This is a genomic window from Microbacterium gilvum (assembly GCF_039543865.1).
Lineage (GTDB): Bacteria > Actinomycetota > Actinomycetes > Actinomycetales > Microbacteriaceae > Microbacterium > Microbacterium gilvum.
This window is the reverse complement of sequence record NZ_BAABKO010000003.1, coordinates 225,186-247,641: the sequence shown is the minus strand read 5'-3', so window position 1 is coordinate 247,641 and position 22,456 is coordinate 225,186. Positions and strand designations below refer to the sequence as shown.

Annotated in this window: 18 protein-coding genes and 1 pseudogene; 5 read left to right on the top strand and 14 right to left on the bottom strand. The window is 72.0% G+C overall.

The genetic code is table 11. The features are described from left to right. Positions 1-182: 182 nt before the first annotated feature. The 3 genes from ABD998_RS10345 to ABD998_RS10335 form a co-directional block, all read right to left on the bottom strand. A complete protein-coding gene (locus ABD998_RS10345) occupies positions 183-854 on the bottom strand; it encodes a hypothetical protein (RefSeq protein WP_345438785.1) in 672 nt (223 codons plus the stop codon). A gap of 10 nt (positions 855-864) precedes the next feature. Continuing rightward, positions 865-1,368, bottom strand: a complete 504-nt coding sequence (locus ABD998_RS10340; RefSeq protein WP_345438783.1) for an amino-acid N-acetyltransferase — start codon at positions 1,366-1,368, stop codon at positions 865-867. Between the two features lie 95 nt (positions 1,369-1,463). Then, a complete protein-coding gene (locus tag ABD998_RS10335; RefSeq protein WP_345438781.1) occupies positions 1,464-3,989 on the bottom strand; it encodes an ATP-dependent Clp protease ATP-binding subunit in 2,526 nt (841 codons plus the stop codon). 239 nt (positions 3,990-4,228) lie between these two features. Here ABD998_RS10335 and ABD998_RS10330 point away from each other — a divergent pair, with 239 nt between their 5' ends. Then, complete coding sequence (locus ABD998_RS10330) at positions 4,229-4,462, top strand: helix-turn-helix domain-containing protein (RefSeq protein ID WP_345438779.1); 234 nt, start codon at positions 4,229-4,231, stop codon at positions 4,460-4,462. A 396-nt stretch (positions 4,463-4,858) separates the two neighbouring features. Next, positions 4,859-5,635 carry an SDR family NAD(P)-dependent oxidoreductase gene (locus ABD998_RS10325; protein ID WP_345438777.1) on the top strand — a complete coding sequence of 259 codons (777 nt, stop codon included), beginning with the start codon at positions 4,859-4,861 and terminating at the stop codon, positions 5,633-5,635. Between the two features lie 303 nt (positions 5,636-5,938). On the opposite strand, the pseudogene ABD998_RS10320 reads toward ABD998_RS10325, so the two are convergent. Further along, positions 5,939-7,426, bottom strand: a pseudogene (locus ABD998_RS10320) (DNA methyltransferase); the annotation flags it as partial. Between the two features lie 94 nt (positions 7,427-7,520). Between ABD998_RS10320 and ABD998_RS10315 the strand changes: the two are divergent. Further along, positions 7,521-7,796 (top strand): helix-turn-helix domain-containing protein, encoded by a 276-nt coding sequence (locus ABD998_RS10315; protein WP_345438775.1) that lies wholly within the window; start codon positions 7,521-7,523, stop codon positions 7,794-7,796. 21 nt (positions 7,797-7,817) lie between these two features. Here ABD998_RS10315 and ABD998_RS10310 read toward each other — a convergent pair whose 3' ends face one another. Further along, positions 7,818-9,611 carry a cation:proton antiporter gene (locus tag ABD998_RS10310; RefSeq protein ID WP_345438773.1) on the bottom strand — a complete coding sequence of 598 codons (1,794 nt, stop codon included), beginning with the start codon at positions 9,609-9,611 and terminating at the stop codon, positions 7,818-7,820. Positions 9,612-9,721: 110 nt separating this feature from the next. Here ABD998_RS10310 and ABD998_RS10305 point away from each other — a divergent pair, with 110 nt between their 5' ends. Then, positions 9,722-10,774, top strand: a complete 1,053-nt coding sequence (locus ABD998_RS10305; protein ID WP_345438771.1) for an LLM class flavin-dependent oxidoreductase — start codon at positions 9,722-9,724, stop codon at positions 10,772-10,774. A 40-nt stretch (positions 10,775-10,814) separates the two neighbouring features. On the opposite strand, the gene pheA is transcribed toward ABD998_RS10305, so the two are convergent. Further along, positions 10,815-11,783 carry a prephenate dehydratase gene (gene pheA, locus ABD998_RS10300; protein WP_345438769.1) on the bottom strand — a complete coding sequence of 323 codons (969 nt, stop codon included), beginning with the start codon at positions 11,781-11,783 and terminating at the stop codon, positions 10,815-10,817. A gap of 64 nt (positions 11,784-11,847) precedes the next feature. On the opposite strand from pheA, the gene pgm reads away from it, so the two are divergent. Further along, the gene (pgm, locus tag ABD998_RS10295) at positions 11,848-13,491 is read left to right on the top strand and encodes a phosphoglucomutase (alpha-D-glucose-1,6-bisphosphate-dependent) (RefSeq protein WP_345438767.1); all 1,644 of its coding nucleotides are present in this window, start codon (positions 11,848-11,850) and stop codon (positions 13,489-13,491) included. Positions 13,492-13,552: 61 nt separating this feature from the next. Here pgm and ABD998_RS10290 read toward each other — a convergent pair whose 3' ends face one another. From ABD998_RS10290 to ABD998_RS10255, 8 genes are all read right to left on the bottom strand, one after another. Further along, the gene (locus ABD998_RS10290; protein ID WP_345438765.1) at positions 13,553-14,683 is read right to left on the bottom strand and encodes an AI-2E family transporter; all 1,131 of its coding nucleotides are present in this window, start codon (positions 14,681-14,683) and stop codon (positions 13,553-13,555) included. An 82-nt stretch (positions 14,684-14,765) separates the two neighbouring features. Then, positions 14,766-15,860, bottom strand: coding sequence for a Gfo/Idh/MocA family protein (locus ABD998_RS10285; protein WP_345438763.1), 1,095 nt, complete (start codon positions 15,858-15,860; stop codon positions 14,766-14,768). Further along, on the bottom strand, positions 15,839-16,534 hold the full coding sequence (locus tag ABD998_RS10280) for a ThuA domain-containing protein (protein ID WP_345438761.1): 696 nt from the start codon (positions 16,532-16,534) through the stop codon (positions 15,839-15,841). The genes ABD998_RS10285 and ABD998_RS10280 overlap by 22 nt, the downstream gene beginning before the upstream one ends. Next, positions 16,531-17,718 (bottom strand): Gfo/Idh/MocA family protein, encoded by a 1,188-nt coding sequence (locus tag ABD998_RS10275; protein ID WP_345438759.1) that lies wholly within the window; start codon positions 17,716-17,718, stop codon positions 16,531-16,533. Before ABD998_RS10275 ends, ABD998_RS10280 begins: the two co-directional genes overlap by 4 nt. A 46-nt stretch (positions 17,719-17,764) precedes the next feature. After that, positions 17,765-18,886, bottom strand: coding sequence for a Gfo/Idh/MocA family protein (locus tag ABD998_RS10270; RefSeq protein ID WP_345438757.1), 1,122 nt, complete (start codon positions 18,884-18,886; stop codon positions 17,765-17,767). Between the two features lie 220 nt (positions 18,887-19,106). Continuing rightward, positions 19,107-19,916: a DUF6807 domain-containing protein gene (locus ABD998_RS10265; RefSeq protein WP_345438755.1), complete on the bottom strand. Its 810-nt coding sequence runs from the start codon at positions 19,914-19,916 to the stop codon at positions 19,107-19,109. Further along, on the bottom strand, positions 19,913-20,929 hold the full coding sequence (locus ABD998_RS10260) for a LacI family DNA-binding transcriptional regulator (RefSeq protein ID WP_345438753.1): 1,017 nt from the start codon (positions 20,927-20,929) through the stop codon (positions 19,913-19,915). The genes ABD998_RS10265 and ABD998_RS10260 overlap by 4 nt, the downstream gene beginning before the upstream one ends. Positions 20,930-20,932: 3 nt before the next feature. Further along, a complete protein-coding gene (locus tag ABD998_RS10255; RefSeq protein ID WP_345438751.1) occupies positions 20,933-22,438 on the bottom strand; it encodes a glycoside hydrolase family 43 protein in 1,506 nt (501 codons plus the stop codon). Positions 22,439-22,456 lie beyond the last annotated feature (18 nt).

The window sequence follows — 22,456 nt, the reverse complement described above, 5'->3', positions numbered from 1 at the left end:
ACGGGATCACGCGGCATGACGGCCGGACGGATATCGCTGAGAGGGCGACATACCGGGCCTGTTCGGCTACCTTGTCTCTCAGCTTGAAGATGTCATCCAAGCACCATCCGGCTGAGTCCCCAGCGAAGCCGGCTCCGGCCCCCGGCGGTGTCCCCAGCTCCGCCGGGGGCATCTTCGTGTCGTCAGTACAGCAGGAAGGTCGCCGGCTCCGCCGCGTCGACTCCACCGATCGACACGGCCAGGTTGTAGGTCGCGCCGCCGCCGGCGGCCGCCGGACGCTCCTCGCTGTCGCAGGTCTCAGTGCTCGACCGCGTGCGGTCCCAGATGACGGGCTCCGCACTCTGCACCGTCTGCCCGGCCGCGAGGGTGACCTCCATGTCGCTCGGCTCGCTCTGGCAGTCCGTCGACTGCCACCACGTGTCGGCGCCGCTCGTCACGACGAACCGCTGGGTCGTGGTGCCGACGTTGAGCACGCAGTCGACGTCGCCCGTGTTCGCGAGCGAGATGGAGAACTGCGGCAGCTCGCCCGCGGCGTACTCGGTCTTGTCGGTCACGGCCGTCACCTCGAGAACGGCGGGATCGCACGCCTCGGCCGCAGGGACCGCCGTCTCGGTCGCCGTCGGCTGGGGCGTGGCGGACGGCGTCGGCTCGGACGTCGTCATGGTGGCGGTGGGGGTGGGCGCGGGAGTCGAGGTCGGCTCCGCGTCGTCGTCGCCGGCGAACAGCGCGGACCACGGCTGGGCGACGACGAGCCACACGATGCCGCCGATGACGACGAGCGCGAGCAGCAGCACGGCGAGGCGCCGACGGCGGTAGACGGCGGGCGACGGGCGACGGCGCTTCGGCGTGCTCACGGGCTCTCCCTCAGAGGTGCTTGAGCATCCGGGTGTTGCCGAGGGTGTTCGGCTTCACATGGGCGAGGTCGAGGAACTCCGCCACGCCCTCGTCGGGGCTGCGGACGAGCTGCGAGTAGACGTCGGGCGACACGACCTGCTCGCCGATGGGCGAGAACCCGCGGCGGGTGAAGAAGTCGACCTCGAACGTGAGGCAGAACAGGCGGGTGAGCCCGAGCTCGCGCGCCTTGCCCTCGAGCGCCTCGACGATCGCCCGGCCGACGCCGCGATGCAGCCACTCGTCGGCCACGAGCAGGGTGCGCACCTCGCCGAGGTCCTCCCACATGACGTGCAGGGCGCCGCAGCCGATGACGCGGCCGGAATCGTCGACGGCGACGAGGAACTCCTGCGTCGCCTCGTACAGCACGACGAGGTCCTTGCCGAGCAGGATGCGTCGCATCACGAGCGGCTGGAGCATCCGATGGACCTGCTCCATGTCGGCCGCGCGGGCCGGGCGCACCGTGTAGTCGGTCATCCCCCCACCATAGGCGCGGACGCCTCGACCTCTCCTGAGCGCCGCCGCGGCACGCGGAAGGGCGGGGGCCGGAGCCCCCGCCCTTCCGTGTGCGGTCAGTCGCCGAGCGCCGCGAGATCGGGCGTCGCGGAGATGTCGCCGCCCGAGTTGACGCCCACCGACACGCGCTCACCGCGCGGCGCGCTGTCGAACCGGAACGCGCCGTCCGAGAAGTCGACCTTCACGTGGTGGCCCGAGTCGAGCTGGCCGTTGAGCAGCAGCTCCGACAGCCGGTCCTCGACCTCGCGCTGCATGGCGCGGCGCAGCGGGCGGGCACCGAGCGCAGGGTCGAACCCGACGTCGATGAGGCGCTCCTTGGCGGCATCCGACAGCTCGATCGTGATGTCGCGGTCGAGCAGCCGCTCGGCGAGACGCTTCGTGAACAGGTCGACGATCTGGATGAGCTCCGTCTTCGACAGCTGCGGGAAGACGATGATGTCGTCCACGCGGTTGAGGAACTCGGGCTTGAAGTGCCGCTTCAGCTCCTCGTCGACCTTGCCCTTCATGCGCTCGTACGTCGTCTGCTGGTTGCCCTCGACCTGGAAGCCGACGGGGCCGCCCGCGATGGCCGACGAGCCGAGGTTCGTCGTCATGATGATGACCGTGTTCTTGAAGTCGACGACGCGGCCCTGGCCATCCGTCAGACGTCCCTCCTCCAGGATCTGGAGGAGCGAGTTGAAGATGTCGGGGTGCGCCTTCTCGATCTCGTCGAACAGCACGACCGAGAACGGCTTGCGGCGCACCTTCTCGGTGAGCTGGCCGCCCTCCTCGAAGCCCACGAAGCCGGGAGGGGCTCCGAACAGGCGCGAGACGGTGTGCTTCTCGCCGAACTCCGACATGTCGAGGGAGATCAGGGCGCCCTCGTCGTCGAAGAGGAACTCCGCGAGGGCCTTCGCGAGCTCGGTCTTTCCGACGCCCGTGGGGCCGGCGAAGATGAACGAGCCCGAGGGGCGCTTCGGGTCCTTGAGGCCGGCGCGCTGACGGCGGATGGTCTTCGACAGTGCCGCGATCGCCTCCTCCTGGCCGATGACGCGCTCGTGCAGCGCCTTCTCCATGAAGACGAGGCGGCTCGTCTCCTCCTCCGTGAGCTTGAACACGGGGATGCCGGTGGCCTGCGCGAGCACCTCGGCGATCAGTCCCTCGTCGACGACGGCGTGCGACGCGATGTCGCCCGACCGCCACTGCTTCTCGAGGCGCAGGCGCTCGCCGAGGAGCGCCTTCTCCTCGTCGCGCAGCGACGCGGCCTTCTCGAAGTCCTGCTCCTCGGAGGCGATCTCCTTGGCCTCGCGGACCTTGGCGATCTTCTCGTCGAACTCGCGCAGCTCCGGCGGCGACGACAGGATCGACAGGCGCAGGCGGGCGCCGGCCTCGTCGATCAGGTCGATGGCCTTGTCGGGGAGGAAGCGATCGCTGATGTAGCGGTCGGCGAGGTTCGCGGCCGCCACGATCGCGCCATCCGTGATCTGCACCTTGTGGTGCGCCTCGTAGCGGTCGCGCAGGCCCTTGAGGATGTTGATGGCGTGCGGGAGCGAGGGCTCCTGCACCTGCACGGGCTGGAAGCGGCGCTCGAGGGCGGCGTCCTTCTCGAAGTGCTTGCGGTACTCGTCGAGCGTCGTCGCGCCGATCGTCTGCAGCTCGCCGCGGGCGAGGAGCGGCTTCAGGATCGAGGCGGCGTCGATCGCGCCCTCCGCGGCGCCCGCACCCACGAGGGTGTGGATCTCGTCGATGAAGACGATGATGTCGCCGCGCGTGCGGATCTCCTTGGTGACCTTCTTGAGGCGCTCCTCGAAGTCTCCGCGGTAGCGGGAGCCGGCGATGAGCGAGCCGAGGTCGAGCGAGTACAGCTGCTTGTCCTTGAGCGTCTCGGGCACGTCGCCCTTGACGATCGCCTGGGCGAGGCCCTCGACGACGGCGGTCTTGCCGACGCCGGGCTCGCCGATGAGGACGGGGTTGTTCTTCGAGCGGCGCGAGAGGATCTGCATGACCCGCTCGGCCTCCTTCTCGCGGCCGATGACCGGGTCGAGCTTGTTCTCGCGCGCCGCCTGCGTGAGGTTGCGGCCGAACTGGTCGAGCACCTGCGAGCCGCCCTGCGCCGCCTGCTGCGACTCCTGACCGCTGGGGGCGACGCCCACGGGCTCCTTGCCCTGGTAGCCCGAGAGCAGCTGGATGACCTGCTGGCGCACCTTGTTGAGGTCGGCGCCGAGCTTCACGAGCACCTGGGCGGCGACGCCCTCGCCCTCGCGGATGAGGCCGAGCAGGATGTGCTCCGTGCCGATGTAGTTGTGGCCGAGCTGCAGCGCCTCGCGCAGCGACAGCTCCAGCACCTTCTTCGCGCGCGGCGTGAAGGGGATGTGGCCCGTGGGCTGCTGCTGCCCCTGGCCGATGATGTCCTGCACCTGCTCGCGCACGGCGTCGAGCGAGATGCCGAGGGACTCGAGCGCCTTGGCTGCGACGCCCTCGCCCTCGTGGATGAGGCCGAGCAGGATGTGCTCCGTGCCGATGTAGTTGTGGTTGAGCATCTTCGCCTCTTCTTGGGCGAGGACGACGACCCGACGGGCGCGGTCGGTGAATCTCTCGAACATGTCACTCCTCTGGGCCGTGGGCCAAGGGACGCGTCGACGAAGGACTGCGGCGCGCCGTGGTTCCACCGTAACGAGCCGCCGATGCGCCCGGCGCCGTGTTCGCCGTGGGCATAGTCGGGGGCGCGAGGCTTCTTGGGGACGGTGCGGGGGAGGAGCGGCATGCGGGATGCATGCGGGTTCGCGCCCGAGTGCGGGCGAGCGCCGTCGGTGCGGTTGAGCGCTGCCGGTGCGTGTGCCACATGCACCGCCGTGCAGCACGCGCGCCGCTGTGCACCATCGGCACCGCAATCACCCCGCGCGGGATGACGCTGACCCGGCTCAGCGAGCTCGTGGGCGTCAGCATCGTGAACCTGTCGATCCTCAAGAACGATCGGGCGAAGGCCATCCGCTTCTCGACGCTCGTCGCGATCTGCCGCGCGCTCGACTGCGAGATCGGAGATCTGCTCGTCCGGGCGGATGGCTCGGGATCGTGAAACGCGATGGCCGGGACGCAGACTGATCAGCACACGCGAGCGACAACGCGACGGTCCTGACCTCGTCCGACGTCGGCGAAGATGCCCGCCTCGCCGAAGGAGATGCGAGGCGTTCAGACGCAGGTGATGCCGAGCGTCTCGGCGACGGCGCGCATCTGAGCATCGGATGTCAGAAGGTCGGCGTCGAAGAGCGCGCAGGTGGCGAGGTGGATGGCGTAGAGCGTGCGCACGTGCGGTCGGATCGCGTGTGCGCCGCGCCAGACGTCGTCGTCGTCGTCATCCGCCGGATGCGCCCGCCGGTCTCCGCGCGAGCGGGGAGCAAGTCGATCGCCGGCCCCGGCTCAAGCATGTGCACGCGGTGCCGACGGCAGCAGGCAGAGCAGATACCGTCGGGGGATGACCGTCGCACCGCGCACCGTGCTCATCACCGGAGCGAGCTCCGGGCTCGGCGCCGAGTTCGCCCGCCGCTTCGCGGCGCGAGGCAGCGCCCTCGTGCTCGTCGCCCGGCGGGAGGACCGGCTGCAGTCGCTCGCCGACGACCTCCGCCGCGACCACGGCGCCGAGGTGCACGTGCTCCCCGCCGACCTCGCGCAGGAGGGCGCCGCGCGGGCGCTGCGCGAACGGCTCGACGCCGAGGGCCTGCGGATCGACGGACTCGTCAACAACGCGGGCTTCGGCGTCCGCGGTCCCGCCGCGATGACCGACCCCGTGCGCGTGTCCGAGATGGTCCGCGTCGACGTCGCGGCCCTCGTCGACCTCACGCAGGAGTTCCTCGCCGACATCCTCGACGCCGACGGCGCCCTCGTGAACATCGCGAGCACCGCGGCGTACCAGCCCTGCCCCGGACTCGCCGCCTACGGTGCCGCCAAGGCGTTCGTCCTCAGCTACACCGAGGCCCTCGCGTATGAGAACCGCGGCAGCGCGGCGCGCATCCTCGCCGTGTCACCCGGCCCGACCGCGACCGAGTTCTTCGACGTCGTCGGCAGCTCCTTCCTCTCCGCACCCCGCACCCAGAGCGCGGCGCAGGTCGTCGACCGCGCACTCCGCGCCCTCGACTCCGCCTCGCGCCCGGCGACCGTCGTCACGGGATGGGTCAACGCGGCCGCCGCGACCATCGTCCGCCTCCTGCCGCGCCGGTTCGCCGTCGCGCTCAGCGCCCGCGCCCTCGCCTGACCCCGCCGCCCCGGCCATCCCCTCGCCGAAGACGAGGGAGAAGAAGGCGACGTTCTCCGCGAACCCCTCGGACATGCGCATCCCGTCGGCGTACGCCCCCGCGACCGCCGCGCCGTCGGGCCGCCGACCCGTCACCGCCGCCTCGATGCGAGGACGCGTGATGCGCCGGAAGACGCCCTGAGCCTCCCACTGCGCGTCGCCCGGGCGCAGTCCCGCTGTCCTCATCCGCGCCGCATCCGCCGCACCCACATCGTTGTTGGTGACGCTGATCGACCGGCGCCGCCCTCCGTCGTGACGATTGAGCCGCATGACGGCGTGCGCCGTCGTCCCCGACCCCGCGAAGAAGTCGAGCACGGTCGCCTCCGGCTTGTCGGCGAGGAAGAACCGCAGCGCGTCCTCGACAGCATGGAGCGACTTCGGGTAGGGGAAGTGCCGGTCGCCGAGCAGTCGCGCCAGGAGGTTGCTGCCATGGCGCGACGCATCATGCCGCGAGATGTTCCACTGCGTCGTCGGCAGGAACCGTGTCGTCGCGCCCGCGTCGTCGATCACGGCGACGCCGTTCTCGTCACGACCGCGGAGCACGTACTCCCCCGCCTGCACCTTGTCGCGCTCTCCCTGCGAGAGGTAGTACAGCGGCGTCGCCGCGCCCGCATACCGCCCCGTCCGCACGAACCCGTCCGCCATGAGCTCCCGCAGATGCTCCGGCGTCGTCGACCAGCGCCCGTCCGCACCGTCCGGCCGCGCCGGCGGCCAGACCGCGACGACCCCGACGGGAGCCCGGGGACGCTCGGCCGCTTCGGCGAGCGCCTCCCCCACCCCGACGATGCGCGCTCCGGTCGCCGTCTGCTCCACCAAGACCGGGTAGAAGCAGCCGGGGCTGCGCGTGCGCACACCGTCGGCTCCTCGCCGATGGAGCTGATTCCAGTGAACGCGGCCCCGCGTCGACCGGCCCGCCGTCCCGCCCCACTCCCGCCCGAGTTCCTGGGGCCGCGGTGCCGCCGAGCCGAGCATGACGAAGAAGACGAACTCGTCCGAGCGCGCGAACGCGCCGCCGCGCGCGACCCCTCCCGGCTTGATGACGGTGGAGACCATCTGGATCCGCGCGTCGGGGAAGACCTGCTCGAGAAGGAGCCCCAGCCGCAGATACTCCTTCTCGTCGATCGTGACGATGAGCACGCTGTCGCGCGGGTCGAGCAGGCCCCGCGCGAGCACCAGCCGGCGTTCCATGAAGGCGAGCCAGGCGGAGTGCCGGTCGCCGCCCTGCGCGAAGTCGTTGTCGTACATCCAGTCGCGCGCACCCGTGTTGTAGGGCGGATCGATGTAGATGGCGTCGACCGCGCCCGCGTGCGCATCATGGAGAACGCGCAGTGCATGGACGTTCTCCGACTCGATCACGACATGCCACGGCCGGTCTCCTCCGCGCGCCACGCGCCCCGTCTGCACGAGCCCCGCCCGCCGTGGGTCATCGTCTCCGATGAGGACGACGAGGTCGTCGACGCCCACTGTCCGGATGGCCGTGCCGCGGCCGTCCGAACACGGCACGACGCACGCCCGGTCGATCTCGACAGACAGCACCCGCCACGAATCCTCGGGGACGGCGATCCCGCGCGGCGGGAGGAGGCGGACGATGTCGCCCGGCGCCGCGCGCAGCCCCGGCGCGGCAAGGCGCTCGGACACCACGGGAACGCCCAGTTGCCGCGTCGGCAGTGCCGCAACCTCGCGTGCGACCGCCTCCGCCAGCTCCGGGCGCGTCTCGCGGAGGTGCGCGATGAGGGCGGCAAGACGCGGCATCTATCCCCCTTCCGTGATCCCCTTTCCGTAGTGTATTAGTACCCGGTGTTTATCACCCTGGTGCGCAAAACCGGTGCCGACGACGCTTGATCGGGTGCCCCGCGTCCCCTCCCCTGCCGCCGCATACGTCGGCCAGAGGATCGCGGCCATCCGCGTCCGTCAGACGATGACGCAGGACCAGCTCGCCGTGCGCAGCGATATCGACTCGTCGAACATCCGCAGCTACGAGAGCGGGCGGTCGATGATGAACGTGCAGTCGCTCGTGCGCATCGCGACGGCGCTCGGCGTCGAGCCGGGAGAGCTCGTCGACGGGCTCACGCCGGAGATGTTCGCGACGCCGTCGTCCGACAAGCGGCGCAAGGCGGGCTGAGCCCGCGGGCGCGAGACGGCGTCAGCCCCGCGTCGGTCCGGCGTCGCGTACCGGGGCGGCCGGCGGCCGCAGCGCGCCGCGCGCGTCGAGCGCGAGCTCCTCTGCATCCATCGCGGTGATGAGCTCGCGCATGACCTCCTCGTTGAGCGCTCCCTTGTCGCGCTCCTCGAGGAGCACCCGCCTGCGCACCTCGAGCCATCCCTTCGACAGGTCGCGCATGCTCTCGTACGACGGGCGCTCACGGGCGGCGGGCGCGTCGTCGAGCTCGCGCTCGGCCTTGTCGGCGTCCTTCTCGACCCGCAGCAGCGACCGTGCGATCCTGTTGAACTTCGCGATCGACTCCTCGCCGTAGAGCTCCGTCCACTCCTCCTGCTTGCCGCGCAGGTAGTCGCGTCCCGCCTCCGCCGTGCGCCGGCGCACGGCCTCGAGCTGGCGCTCGTCCGACGCGTGCTCGGCGTCGGCGTTCACGCCCAGCACCCGGATGAGCGGCGCGAGCGTGAGCCCCTGCAGCAGCAGCGTGCCGACCGTCACGACGAAGGCGCACACGACGATCACCTCGACGTTGCCGGTCGACATCGACCGCTCGGTGAGGTCGGGCAGGGCGGCCGCCATCGCGAGCGTCACCACCCCGCGCATGCCGGCCCACGACACGACGGCGCGCTCGCGCACGGTCATGGGCGGCTCGATGATCCGCTGCCGGATGGCCCGCTCGTCGATCGCGCGGCCCTTGCGCTCGAGCTTCTCCCTGCGTCTGCGCACCGCGCGGGCGCGGGGGCTGTCGGGGTTGCGGCGGTACTCCTCGGCGGCATGCTTCCACCGCATGATCCGACCGCGCTGCCACAGCTGTCCCCACGCGTAGCTCGCGTAGACGAACACGGGCCTCACGAGCAGGACGACGGCGAGCACCGCCATCGCGAGGAGCAGCGTCCGCGTGCCCGACACGTCGCCGAGCTCGCTCAGCACGTCGGGCAGCTGCAGGCCGATGTACGCGAACACGAAGCTCTCCAGCAGGAAGTCCATCGACGACCACAGCGGACCGTCCTGCTGGCGCGTCGCGTAGCTCGTCTTCGGAGCATGGAACCCGACGTAGAGCCCCATCGCGACGACGGCGAGAACGCCCGACCCGTGCAGCTGCTCGGCGATGGCGTAGGCCCCGAACGGCACGAGCAGGCCGAAGGTCCCGGTCACGACGGGATCGCTGATCCGCAGGCGCAGCTGGTGCAGCACGATGCCGAACACGAGTCCCACCGCGACGCCCACGACGACGGCGAGCACGAACTCGACGATGCCGTCCCAGACGGTGACGGTCGCGCCCGCGACGATGGCCGCGAACACGCGCACGAGGGTGAGCGACGTGGCGTCGTTGATGAGGCTCTCGCCCGACATCACGGTCATGACGCGTCGCGGCAGCCCGAGCTTGCGGGCGACCGCCGCCGCTGAGACGGCATCGGGCGGGCCGACGATGGCGCCGAGGAGCAGGGCGCCGGCGATGGTCAGCTCCGGCATGATCCAGAACGCCACGCAGCCGACGGCGGCGGCGGTGACCGCCACGAGGCCGATCCCGAGACGGCGGATGTGCGGGAGCGACCGCTTGAAGCTCACGAACGACACCTCGAGCGACGCGGAGTACAGCAGCGGCGGCAGCGTCAGGTTCAGCAGCAGATGTCCGTCGAGCTCGATCGCGGGGACGAACGGCAGCAGCGACGCGGCGAGCGCGACGCCCGTCACGACGAGCGGCGCCGGCCATCCGCGCCATCGCGCGAAGGCCGCGACCGCGACGGAACAGACGAGAACCACGAACACCTCGACGCCCATGCCCGCCAGGCTATCGGGGCGCCCAGCCGGATGGCCGAGCCGGCACCCAGCCGGACGGCCGAGCCGTCCGGCTCGGAATAGCCCGCCCGCGCACGGGGTTGCACGAGGGGATGTCTGCCGCACCCGCACCCGCCCTCTCCGTCCTCGATCTCGTCTCGGTGCGCACGCACCAGTCGAGCGCGCAGGCGATGACCGCCTCCCTCGCGCTCGCGCGACGCGCCGACGAGCTGGGCTACCGGCGGTACTGGTTCGCGGAGCACCACAACATGCCGGCCGTCGCCTCGACGGCGCCGCCCGTCCTCATCGCCGCCGCCGCTGCCCGCACGCAGCGCATCCGCGTCGGCTCGGGCGGCGTCATGCTGCCGAACCACTCCCCGCTCGTCGTCGCCGAGCAGTTCGCCGCGCTCGAGGCGCTCGCACCCGGGCGCATCGATCTCGGCCTCGGCCGCGCGCCCGGCAGCGACCCCGTCATCACGCAGCTGCTGCGCCGCAGCGGAACGACGAGCGAGGCCGAGCGCTTCCCCGACAACGTCGCCGACATCCTGTCGATCATGAGCCCCGACGGCGCCACCGTGCGCTTCACCTCGGGTGGCGAGTACGGCGTGCACGCCACGCCAGCGGCGACGAGCACCCCCGACGTGTGGCTGCTCGGATCGAGCGACTACTCCGCCCAGCTCGCGGCGAGCATGGGCCTCCCCTACGTCTTCGCGAACCACTTCGCGGGCGAGGGACTCGAGCGCGCCATGTCGCTCTACCGAGCGCAGTTCCAGCCCAGCGCCTGGCTGGACGCCCCGCGGTCGTTCATCACCGCGAACGTCGTCGTCGCGACGACGCAGGACGAGGCCGAGCGCCGCGCCCTGCCCCAGCTGCGCCAGTTCGCGCGGCTGCGCACCAACAAGCCCATGCGTCCCATCGAGACGGTCGACGAGGTGCTCGCGAATCCGTCCGATCCGCTCGAGGACTCGCTCGTGCAGAAGGGGCGCGCCCGCTGGTTCGTCGGCACGCCCGACGGCGTCGCCGACGACCTGCGCGCCTTCGCCGCGACGCACGGCGTGGACGAGGTCATGATCTCGCCCGCCGCAGGGAGCTACGACACCGACGCGCTCGACGCCGCGCCCGGCCGTCTGGAGACGATCGAGATGCTCGCGGCCGCCCTGCGCTGAGCGGTCGTCGGGCTCGCGCTGCGCCGCGCTGGCCCGGTTCCTACGCGCCCGGCTCGCCGGCGACGAGCGCGCGCAGCCAGTCGCGTGCCTCGACGAACGCCTCGTCCCCGTATCGGTGCGGGTAGTGCACGACCTGCCGGTCGGCGCGAGGGTACGAGCCGAGGAAGACGACGTTGGGACTGAATCGCCGCACGCCCATGAGCGCATCGGCGACGCGCTCGTCGAACACGTGGCCGTCGGCGTCGATGACGAACCGGTACCGCCCGAGCGCGTCGCCGATGGGCCGCGACTCGAGCAGGCTGAGGTTGATGCCGCGCGTGGAGAACTGCTCGAGGAGCTCGAGCAGTGCGCCGGGCTCGTCCTTCGGAAGCTCCGCGACGAGGGAGGTCTTGTCGGCGCCGGTGGGCGCCGCGGGCGCGACGGTTCCCGTCACGAGCACGAAGCGCGTGACGGCGTTCTGGTTGTCGCCGATGTTCTCGGCGAGCACCTCGACGTCGTAGTGCTCTGCCACCCCCGGCGCGACGATCGCGACCTGCGCGGGCAGCGAGCCGTCGAGCATCCCGAGGGCGCTCGCGACATTGCTCGACGCCACGACGTGCTCGTGATGCGGGATGGTCTCCCCGAGCCACGTGAGGCACTGCGCGTACGCCACGGGATGGCCCGCGACCGCGACGAGATCGCGGGCGACCACGTCGGCGAGGGCCGTGCCGCGCGGGGCCACGAGCGAGAACCGCACCGGCACGAGGTACTCCCCCACGATGCGGAGCCCCGGGATGGTCGACAGCGCGTCCTGTGCGCTCGACACCCCTCCTTCGACGGAGTTCTCGATCGCGATCATGGCGGCGTCGCTGCGTCCCGTCACGACGTCGTCGAGCGCCTGCCCGACGTTGCTCACGGCCTTCCAGATCTGGCCGCGCGCCTCGGGAACCTGAGCGAGCGCGGCCTCCGTGAAGGTGCCGGCCGGCCCCAGATAGCTGTACGTGCGGCGTTCCGGGGCATCCGTCGACATGCGCTTCAGCCTAGACCGTGACGTCGGCTGTGCACGATGCGCCGCAAGCAGGCAGACTGGGCACATGACGAGCCGAGCCGGTCTCCCCGCAGAAGCCTCCGACCTCATCGACGTCGACGAGCTGATCAACGCCTACTACGACCGCGTGCCCGATCCCGCAGTTCCGGCTCAGCAGGTCGCCTTCGGCACGAGCGGCCATCGCGGCTCGAGCCTGACGACGAGCTTCAACGAGCACCACATCCTCGCGACGACGCAGGCCATCGTCGACTACCGCACCGCGCAGGGCATCGCGGGCCCCCTCTTCCTCGGTCGCGACACGCACGGCCTGTCGCTGCCCGCCGAGCGCAGCGCCGTCGAGGTGCTCGTCGCCAACGGCGTCGACGTCCGCGTCGACTCGCGCGACGCCTGGGTGCCGACCCCCGCGCTCAGCCACGCCATCCTCGCGTACAACCGCGGGCGCGACGAGTCCGATCCCGGACGCGCCGACGGCATCGTCGTGACGCCCAGCCACAACCCGCCCGCCGACGGCGGGTTCAAGTACAACCCGCCCCACGGCGGACCGGCCGACACCGACGCCACCGGATGGATCGCCGATCGCGCGAACGCGCTCATCGCGGGCGGGCTCGAGGGCGTCAAGCGCGTGAAGCACGCCGACATCGATCTCGATGCGCTCGGACAGCACGACTTCCGCGACGCCTACGTGCGCGACCTCTCGACGATCATCGACGTCGACGCCATCCGGGAGGCGGGTGTGCGCATCGGCGCCGATCCCCTGGGAGGGGCGTCGGTCGAGTACTGGGCCCTCATCGCCGAGGTTCACGGCCTCGACCTCACGGTCGTCAACCCCGACGTCGACCCGACGTGGCGCTTCATGACGCTCGACTGGGACGAGAAGATCCGCATGGACCCGTCGTCGCCGTCGGCCATGGCCTCGCTCGTCGCGAAGCGCGCCGAGTACGACATCCTCACGGGCAACGACGCCGACGCCGACCGTCACGGCATCGTCACGCCGGATGCGGGGCTCATGAACCCGAACCACTACCTCGCCGTCGCGATCGACTACCTCTTCTCGCACCGGCCGGGATGGTCGGCCGACGCCGCCGTCGGCAAGACCCTCGTGTCGTCGATGATGATCGACAAGGTCACGGCGGCGCTCGGCCGCACGCTCCTGGAGGTCCCCGTCGGATTCAAGTGGTTCGTGCCCGGTCTCCTCGACGGGTCCGTCGCATTCGGCGGCGAGGAGTCGGCCGGCGCGTCGTTCCTGCGCCGCGACGGATCGGTCTGGACGACCGACAAGGACGGCATCCTCCTCTGCCTCCTCGCCGCGGAGATCCTCGCCGTCACGGGCAAGACGCCGTCGCAGCGGTACGCCGAGCTCGAGGCTGAGTACGGCTCGTCGGCCTACCAGCGCGTCGACGCCGCCGCGACGCCCGAGCAGAAGGCCGCGCTCAAGGCGCTCTCGCCCGACGACGTCACCGCGTCCGAGCTCGCCGGCGAGGCCATCACGGCGAAGCTGTCGCACGCGCCGGGGAACGGCGCCGCCATCGGCGGGCTCAAGGTGCAGACGGCGCACGCGTGGTTCGCGGCGCGGCCGTCCGGCACAGAGGACGTCTACAAGCTGTATGCCGAGTCCCTGCGGGGCGAGGAGCACCTCCGCCTGGTTCAGGAGGAGGCGCGCGCCGTCGTGACGGCCGCCCTCGGCGGCTGACGCAGTCGGGAGATCGCGAGAGGGCCCCGGACGATCGTCCGGGGCCCTCTCGCGATCTGTCTCACGCCTCGATCGCGCGATTCTTCCGGCGCGCCCAGCGGGCGGGCGTGTGCGGGCCGTCCCACACCTGCACGATGCCCCAGACGACGGCGGCGAACGGGGCGGCCAGGATGGCGCCGAGGATGCCGCCCAGCACGGTGCCGATGGTCAGGGCGATGAGGATGACGAGCGAGTGCAGCTTGAGCGCGCGCCCCATGAGGACGGGCTGCAGCAGGTTGCCCTCCAGCTGGTTCACGAGCACGACGACGCCCACGACGATGATGGCGTTGACCGGTCCGTTCGCGACGAGCGCGACGAGCGCCGCGAGGATGCCCGCGACGGTCGCGCCGACGATGGGGATGAAGGCCAGCAGGAAGACGAGCAGCGTGAGCGGGAACCACAGCGGCACCCCGAGGATGACGAGCCCGATCCCGATGCCGATCGCGTCGACCGCCGCGACGGCGGCCGTCCCCCGGATGTAGGAGCCGAACGTCTCGACCGTCTTCGTGCCGGCGCGGCGGACCCGCCCGTACCACTCGCCCTCGAAGGGGCGCGTGAGGAACGCCCACAGCTGCGGGCCGTCCTTGAGGAAGAAGAACAGCACGACGACCATGAGCACGAGGCCCGTCACGAAGTTCGCGACCCAGCTGACGCCCGCGACGGCGCCGGAGCCGAACTGCGCGCTCGTGAGGAAGTCGGTGAGGGCCGCGACCCACTCGTCGATCTGCTCCTGGTCGGGGGCGAAGGGCAGCGTGTTCACCCACGCCAGCACCTGCTGGAAGCCCTCCTGCGCGCTCTCGTACAGCTCGTCCCACTGGCTGCGCACGGCCCACACCATGGCCCATCCGACGCCGCCGAGCACGACGACGATGCCGAGGAGGAGCAGCACCGTGCCGAGCGTGGCGTTGAGGTGCGCGCGCAGCCACCGCATGACGGGTTCGAAGGCGCACGCGATGATGAGCGCGAGCAGCACGGGGATGACGACGACCGTGAGCGACTGGTAGGCGAACACGAGCCCCGCCGCGAGCACGACGACCGCGATGATCTGGATGGACCGGGTCGCGAGCGTCCCGAGTCCGTCCGTCCACAGGGCGCGCGCCTTCGACGGCGGCGCCTCCCGCACGACCATCTCGACCCTGCGTCGTCCGAACATGCGCGTCTCCCCCGGTCGTCGGATCAGTCCCACCCATCCTGCCCGACCGAGCGGCGCCATCCGCGAAGGTTGACGCCGTGGATCAGCTGTGCCAGTCGCTCCGCGCCGTGAGGGGCACGGCCGCCGGCCGCTCCGTGGTCGTCGTCAGCGCGACACGGGCGCCCGTCTCCGCGGCGCGGAGCACGCCCGTCATGATGTCGAGCACGTGCAGCGCCATCGCGCCGCCCGCTCTCGCCTCGACGTCGGAGGGCGTCGCGACGAAGTCGACGAGCCCGACGCCGCGCGCGCCGTCCGCGTAGCCCGCCGACACCGCGAGCGTCTCGGCCGTCTCCCCCGTGCGATGCAGCACGACATCGCCGTCGAACCGGTTCGGGTCGGGCACGAGGAGCGTGCCCTCCGTGCCGTGCACCTCGAGGGGCGACGCCGTCGTGGCCGTGCCGTCGAAGCTCGTCACGATCGTCGAGATCGCGCCGCCCTCGTGCTCGAGGATCCCCGTGACGTGCGTGTCGACGGCGACGGGGATGGTCTCGCCCGCGCGCGGGCCCGAGCCGATGACGCGCGTGTCGCGGATGCGGGACGCCGCCCCGCCCACCGCCACGACGGGGCCGAGCAGCGTCACGAGGGCCGAGACGTAGTACGGGCCCATGTCGAGCATGGGGCCGCCGCCCGGCTGGTAGTAGAAATCGGGGTTCGGATGCCACCGCTCGTGCCCCGGGGTGATCATCGTCGCCGATGCGGCGAGGGGACGGCCGATGCGGCCGTCGTCGATCGCACGTCGGGCGGTCTGGATGCCCGTGCCCAGCACGGTGTCGGGGGCGGAGCCGATCGCGACGCCCGCGGCGCGCGCCGCCGCGACCATGGCCTCGCCCTCCGCGACGTCGAGCGCGAGGGGCTTCTCGCCGTAGACGGCCTTCCCTGCGGAGATCGCGGCATGCGCGATCTCGGCGTGCACGGCGGGGATGGTGAGGTTGAGGACCGTCTCCACCCCCGGGTGGGCGACGAGCTCGTCGACGCCGACCGCGACCGCGCCGGTCTGCGCGGCGACCTCGGCCGCGCGCTCCGCCGACAGGTCGGCGACGGCGACGATGCGGATACCGGGGTGGCCCTCGAGAGCCTCGAGGTACTGGCGCGAGATGTTCCCGAGCCCGACGATGCCTACGCCGTGCGGCTGGCCCACAGCAGTCCCCTCTCCACGATGGTGCGGACGTTCTCGTCCCGCAGCACCTCCGGGCTGTGCCCGGGGGTCGCGACGAACACGCGCCCCTCTCCCCACAACCGGGTCCAGACGACGGGCGAGGTGATCGGCCGGTGCCACGGGTGCCACAGCCTTACGGGGTGGGTCGTCGTGGCGAGCACGTCGATGAGGTCGTCGTGCAGCACCCAGTACTGCTCGGTCTCGAGCGCGAAGTCGTCGATGCCCGCCGTGATCTCGTGCGCGCGGCCGAGCTCGGTGATCTCCACCGTGTACGGCAGGTAGTTGTCGCTCGCGTCGCCGACGACGAGCGACGGCTCCTTGCCCGGGTGGGTCGCGAACTGCCCTCCGACGAGCTGCAGGTAGTCGGAGGAGTTGCGGAACGAATCGGCGATGCCGCCGTGCCATCCCGCGAACCCGGTGCCGGCGCGGACGGCCGCGATGAGCCCCTGCAGCTCGTCGCGCTCGATGGTCGACATCGTCACGCTCTGCAGGATCAGGTCGGTCGCGGCCATCTCGTCGGCGTCGGCGTAGACGGCCGTCGACTCCTCGACGCGCACGTCGAAGCCGTTCGCCTCGAGGAAGGGGAGGAAGAGGTCGGTGGCTTCGACGGGACGGTGGCCGTCCCATCCGCCGCGGACGACGAGGGCCCTGCTCATGCTGCTCCGTTCACGGGGGTGAGGATGGACGAGGCGCCGGCGCTGCGCTCGACGGCGTCGAGCACGCGCTGCACGCGCAGCGCCTCCTCGAACGTCGGCGACGGATCGACGCCCGACGCGATGGCCGCGACGAGGTCGGCCGCCTGGTGGGTGAAGAGGTGCTCGTAGCCGAGGCCGTGGCCGGTGGGCCACCAGCGGGCCGCGTAGGGATGGACGGGCTCGGTCACCTGGATGCGCCGGAAGCCCTGCGCGCCGTCGTCGTCGGACGCGTCGTAGAACTCGAGCTCGTTCATCCGCTCGAAGTCGAACGCGATCGAGCCGCGGTCGCCGTTGATCTCGATGCGGTTGGCGTTGCGGCGTCCGAGGGCGAAGCGCGTCGCCTCGAAGACGCCCAGTGCGCCGCCCGCGAACGAGGCCGTGAAGGCCACGGCGTCGTCGACCGTCACGGGGCCGCGCTCGGCGTCGGCGGCGGCCCTGCCGCCGAGGCCGCGCTGCTCCGACAGGATGGGCCGCTCCGCGACGAAGGTGCGCAGCTGCGCCGAGACGGCGGCGATGTCGTCGCCGAGGAGCCACTGCGCCGTGTCGATGCTGTGCGCGCCGATGTCGCCGAGCGTGCCGGAGCCCGCGACGTCCTTGTCGAGGCGCCACGTGAGCGGTGCCTCGGGGTCCGTCAGCCAGTCCTGCAGGTACTGCGCGCGCACATGCCGGATGGCGCCCAGGCGGCCGTCTGCGATGAGCTGCCTGGCGTAGGCGAGAGCGGGAGTACGCCGGTAGCTGAACCCGCACATGGCGCGCGTGCCGGCGGGCGCCGTGCGAGCCGCCTCGGCCATCCGCTCGGCCTCGGCGACCGTCCGCGCGAGCGGCTTCTCGCACAGCACGTGCTTGCCCGCGGCGAGCGCGGCGATCGCCACCTCGGCGTGGACGTCGCCGGGCGCGCACACGTCGACGATGTCGATGTCGTCGCGCGCGATCACCTCGCGCCAGTCCGCCGACGACTCCGCGGCGCCGAGCTCGTGCGCCGCGGTGGCGGCGCGAGCGGCGTCGCGGCCCACGACGACGGCCAGCTCGGGGTCGCGGGGGAGGTCGAAGAACCGCGGCGCCGTGCGCCAGGCGTGCGCGTGGGCGCGGCCCATGAAGGCGTGGCCGACGAGGGCGACGCGCAGCGGTGCGGACGAGGTCGTCATGGTGTGCTCCTTTGCTCCCGTGCCATCGTGCCATAACGCGGGGGTATCAACAAATAAAGGGCGCGCCGATCCCGGTGAACGTCGACTCCGCCCGCAGGGCGGCCCGGATCGCGTCCTCGACCCCCCTGACGACGCGGTGCCGGCCCTCCTCGTCGTCCACGTCGCTCCAGTGCGCCGCATCGATCGCGCGCGGGTCCGGTGCGGCCATCACGCCGTCGACGAGGCGCATGAAGGCACCGCTCTCGGCGAGTGGGGACAGCAGCGGCGCCCCCGTCGCGCGAGCGTCGAGCAGGTTCTCGAGCAGGGGCCGGCGGCCGTGGAGCCGCGTGAAGGGCGCGTCGTCGCGCTCGACCTGGACGAGGTCGAGCGTGTAGTAGAGACGGAGGCGTCCGCTCGTGCCCACGACCTCGACGTACGGCTCCTCGCGCACGGCTCCGCACAGGGTCACCGCCGTCGTGAGCGAGGGCGCATCGCGCAGGGCGAACCGCGCGACCGAGGTGTCGTCGGCCTCGATGTCGTTGGCGTGCAGCATCTCGAGATCGAGCCCCGAGACGTCGTCCTCATGCTGACGCCCGGCGACCGCGAGCGCCGTGGCGGTGGCGTGGGCGAGGGGGTTCGTCAGCGCACCGTCCGCGACGACGCGTCCGGCCATCCGCCGCCTGCCGGCCCACGGCGACCGCGTGAAGTAGCGGTCGGCCCGCACCCACGTGCCCGTCGCGCCGTAGCGTCGCACCTCGCCCACCGCGCCCTCCGCGATGAGCGCACGGACGGCGGGGACCGCGTCGGAGCCCAGGCTCTGGAACCCGACCTGCACGAGCGCCCCGCGGGCGTCGGCGCGCGAAAGGAGGTCGCGGAACTCCGCGAGGGTCGCCGTGGGGGGCTTCTCGAGCAGGACGTCGCAGCCCGCGTCGACGGCGGCCCCGGCGATCGCGGCGTGCGTGTGGATGGGCGTCGCGACGATGACGACGTCGAGGCCGCCCGCCGCGATCATCGCGTCCGCGTCGGCGTGGTGGACGGCGCCGCCCGGCAGCGCGCCGGGGTCGGGAGGGGCGGGATCCGCCGTCGCGGCGAGCACGACCCTCCCCTGCTCCTGCAGCGCGGCGACGCGGCGCACATGCTGCGCCCCGTACCCGTGCACTCCGACGATGCCGATGCGCGGTGTCTTCACTGGGGTCCCTTCTTCATGGCCGCCCGGGCGGCCGAGGCGCGGGCGTGCGCAACGCGGGCGTGGCGAACGACCATCTGTGTGCCGAGCGGCCACCGGATTGCGAGCTTTCGGGTGTGCTTTCGTCCAACGGATATCCGTTGGACGAAAACACACCCGAAAACGTGGAAACGAGTGCGGATTCGGCACGCGGATGGGCTCTCGGCGGCCGGGCGGGCGGGGGTCATGCGACCGCGACGCCGGCCTGCGCGGCGATGCGCGCTGCATGCTCCGGGTCGACGGGGCCATCCCGCACCACGACCTCCAGGTCGAGCACGAGCTCCTCCCCCGCCGCGAGCACCCGACGCTCCTCGACGGCGACCGCGGGCCCGAACCCCGCGTACCCGCCCGTGCGCACGAACCACGGCATGCCCCCGCGCGTGACCGCGACGAGCGACGCCGCCGGCGTCGACACCCCGAGCCACGGCGAGCGCGAGCCGTGCACGACGTCGGTGCCGCCGCCGTCGGCGGAGAAGACGTCGGCGTCGCCGAATGGCGTCCGCCAGAACACGCCGCCGTAGAACGCCCCGTCGCGTCCGTTCGTCTGCGGGCTGCCGAACTCGACGCCGTCGGCCGCTGCGAAGAGTCGCGAGACCCAGCGCAGCCGCCATCCGCCCGCCGCGGCGCCGACGCGGATCGCACGCTCCTCCGTGATGAGCTCCCGACCATCCGCCCCGTGCCACGCGAGAGTCTCGTCGACACCGTCCTCGACGGCCTCGTGCGCGACGACGCGCTGCACGCCGTGGTTGTCGAGCAGGGTCGAGCCGGTGCCGCGCACGAACGTGCGGCCGCCCCAGAACGACGAGCGCGAGACATCGGGGATGGCGGTGCTGAGCCCGAGATGGTGGAGGTGGTCGTCGGGGCCGACCTCGGTGACCGCGACGCCGCCGCGTGTCCACGCCTCCAGATACGGGCGAGGCGACAGCACGGGTGCGACGTCCGCCCCGTCGCGGTATCGGGCGACGACCTCGCCGTCGAGGCGCAGGGCCGTCATGCCCGCGGACCCGTCGATCCGCGCACGGTGAGCACGGGCATGAAGACGACGGGATCGCGGCGCTCCTCGCCCGTCATCTCAGCGTGCAGCTCCCGCCAGGCAGCGGCCCCGACGCCGGACAGGTCGACCGTCATGGTCGTGAGGGGCGGCGCGGAGAAGCGCGAGAACGGGATGTCGTCGAACCCCGTCACCGAGAGCTCCTCCGGCACGTGCACGCCCTCCTCGTCGAGCCGGCCGAGGAGACCGAGCGCGACGATGTCGTTGAAGGCGATCACGGCCGTCGCGCCGCTCGCGCGGATCGCCTCCCAGGCGTCGTAGCCGTGCTCAAAGCTCGATCCGCCCGCGAGCTCCATGATCTCGATGCCGGGATGCTCCTCGCGGAAGGCCGTGAGACCGTGCTGGCGCTCGTGGTTGGAGCGCGAGGCCTCCGGCCCCGACAGGAACGCGATGCGGGAGTGCCCGAGCGAGACGAGGTGGCGGGCGAGCACCTGGATGCCCGCGGCGTAGTCGACCTGCGCGACGACCGCGTTGCGCCCCGTCGTGCGGTTGACGACGGCGACGGGCTGAACCCTCGGGAGCAGATCGAGCAGCTCGGGGCGCGTCATGCGGGGGGCGATGAGCACGAGCGCGTCCGTTCGATTGCGGATGTCCTGGGCCGCGCCCGTCTCCCCCGCCTCGTCTTCGAGGGTGTCGGCGACGAGGACGCGGTACCCGTCGGCGGCGGCCGCGCGGTGCACGCCGTGCAGCACCTGCTGGAACATCGGGTTCGCGAGGTCGGGGGCGAGGACGCCGATCGTCCGGCTCACCCCGAGAGAGAGCGATCGGGCCGTCTGGCTGGGCGTGTACCCGAGCTCGGCGACCGATGCGCGCACGCGCTCGGCGATGTCCTCCGCCACGGTCGGGACGCCGTTGACGACCCGCGACACGGTCGCCTTCGAGACGCCGGCGTGCGCCGCGATGTCCTGGATGGTGGTCTCGCGGACGGGGTGCTTCCTTGCGCGCTTGGCGGCCATGGCTCATCTTCCCCCGTCCGCGAGCGCGATCTCGAACGCCTCGAAGCGCCCGCGCGCCGCCTGCCCGGCGCCCGTCCCCGCGAACAGCACGTACTCGGCGCCGATCCACTGCCCCTCCGAGGCGCGGAAGCCCGTGAGCACGGTGCGCTCGCCCTCCCCCGTGTCGACGCTCACGGCGATGTCGGCGCTCTCGCTCGTGCGCAGCGTGATGCGGACCGCGTCGCCGAGCGCCTCGTCGCGCACGACGGTCTCCGACGCGTCGTCGCGGTGGCGCAGCGCGACGACGAGGCGTCCGCCCGCCGCCCCTCGCCGCACGCCCGCCCACAGGTAGTCGAGCCCGAGCACGCCGATCCCCGCTCGCGATCCCTCCGGGCCGTCGAGCGCGACCGTCACCGACGCGGCCGAGGCCATCCCGGGCAGCGGCTGCCCGATGACGCGCGGCAGCGTGCGCAGGTTGCCCGCGTCGACGCCGGCCTCGATGACGAGCGCGTGCTCGGCGTCGGCGAGCCAGTCCGCCTCGGCGTTCGCCTGCCACGCCCATTGCCCACCGGGGCGGCCCTCTGCGAAGTCGTCGGAACGGGCGAGGGATCGGGAACCCTGTGCGGTCCCGAAGGGAGTCGGATGCTCCACGACGGGCTGGGCGGGTCCGCCCGCGACGGCCTCGCCCATGACGGGCCATCCGTCGTCGCCCCATGCCATCGGCTGGAGGTGGAGGACGCGTCCGAACACCCCCCTGTCCTGGAAGTGGAGGAACCAGTGCGTGCCGCCCGGGCCTTCGACCCATCCGCCCTGGTGCGGCCCGTTGACGGGCGTCGAGCCCTGCGCGAGGACGACGCGGTGCTCGTAGGGCCCGTGGATGGTCGGGGAACGGAAGACGCTCTGCCATCCCGTCGCGACACCGCCGGCCGGCGCGAAGATCCAGTACCAGCCGTCTCGGCGGTAGATCTTCGGTCCCTCGAGCGTCGTGCAGCCCTCGATGACGGCGCCGTCGATGACGTCGCGGGATGGCCCGAGCACGCGGGTGAGGCCGGCGTCGACCTCGGCGATGCTGAGCACGTTCTTGCGGCCTGCGCGGCTGCGTGCCCACCCGTGCACGAGCCAGGTGCGGCCGTCCTCGTCCCACAGCGGACACGGATCGATGACGCCGAGACCCGGCAGCAGCAGTCGCGGCGCGCTCCAGGGGCCTCGCGCGTCGATCGCCGAGACGACGAAGACGTCCTGGTCGGGATCGGGGTAGACGACGTGGAAGTGCCCGGCGTGATGGCGGATGGACGGAGCCCACACGCCGCCGCCGTGTCGCGGCTGCGCGAACCAGGCCGTCGGCACGCTGCCCGCGAGCGCGTGCGAGGCGAGCTCCCAGTTCACGAGGTCGTCGGAGACGAGGACGGGAAGGCCCGGCGAGCGATTGAAGCTCGAGGCCACGAGGTAGTAGCGGTCGCCGACGCGGATCGCGTCGGGGTCGGGCACATCGCCGTCGATGATGGGATTGCGATAGCGGGGTGTGCTCATGACATGTCCTCGACAGTG

Bases quoted from the DNA above. Each gene is read 5' to 3' on its own strand.
- ABD998_RS10280 (WP_345438761.1), bottom strand. From the start codon at position 16,534: ATGAGCAGGGCCCTCGTCGTCCGCGGCGGATGGGACGGCCACCGTCCC.
- pheA (WP_345438769.1), bottom strand. From the start codon at position 11,783: ATGTCGACGGATGCCCCGGAACGCCGCACGTACAGCTATCTGGGGCCG.
- ABD998_RS10340 (WP_345438783.1), bottom strand. From the start codon at position 1,368: ATGACCGACTACACGGTGCGCCCGGCCCGCGCGGCCGACATGGAGCAG.
- ABD998_RS10290 (WP_345438765.1), bottom strand. From the start codon at position 14,683: ATGTTCGGACGACGCAGGGTCGAGATGGTCGTGCGGGAGGCGCCGCCG.
- ABD998_RS10305 (WP_345438771.1), top strand. From the start codon at position 9,722: ATGTCTGCCGCACCCGCACCCGCCCTCTCCGTCCTCGATCTCGTCTCG.
- ABD998_RS10325 (WP_345438777.1), top strand. From the start codon at position 4,859: ATGACCGTCGCACCGCGCACCGTGCTCATCACCGGAGCGAGCTCCGGG.
- ABD998_RS10310 (WP_345438773.1), bottom strand. From the start codon at position 9,611: ATGGGCGTCGAGGTGTTCGTGGTTCTCGTCTGTTCCGTCGCGGTCGCG.
- ABD998_RS10275 (WP_345438759.1), bottom strand. From the start codon at position 17,718: ATGACGACCTCGTCCGCACCGCTGCGCGTCGCCCTCGTCGGCCACGCC.
- ABD998_RS10330 (WP_345438779.1), top strand. From the start codon at position 4,229: ATGCACCGCCGTGCAGCACGCGCGCCGCTGTGCACCATCGGCACCGCA.
- ABD998_RS10260 (WP_345438753.1), bottom strand. From the start codon at position 20,929: ATGGCCGCCAAGCGCGCAAGGAAGCACCCCGTCCGCGAGACCACCATC.
- pgm (WP_345438767.1), top strand. From the start codon at position 11,848: ATGACGAGCCGAGCCGGTCTCCCCGCAGAAGCCTCCGACCTCATCGAC.
- ABD998_RS10335 (WP_345438781.1), bottom strand. From the start codon at position 3,989: ATGTTCGAGAGATTCACCGACCGCGCCCGTCGGGTCGTCGTCCTCGCC.
- ABD998_RS10265 (WP_345438755.1), bottom strand. From the start codon at position 19,916: ATGACGGCCCTGCGCCTCGACGGCGAGGTCGTCGCCCGATACCGCGAC.
- ABD998_RS10255 (WP_345438751.1), bottom strand. From the start codon at position 22,438: ATGAGCACACCCCGCTATCGCAATCCCATCATCGACGGCGATGTGCCC.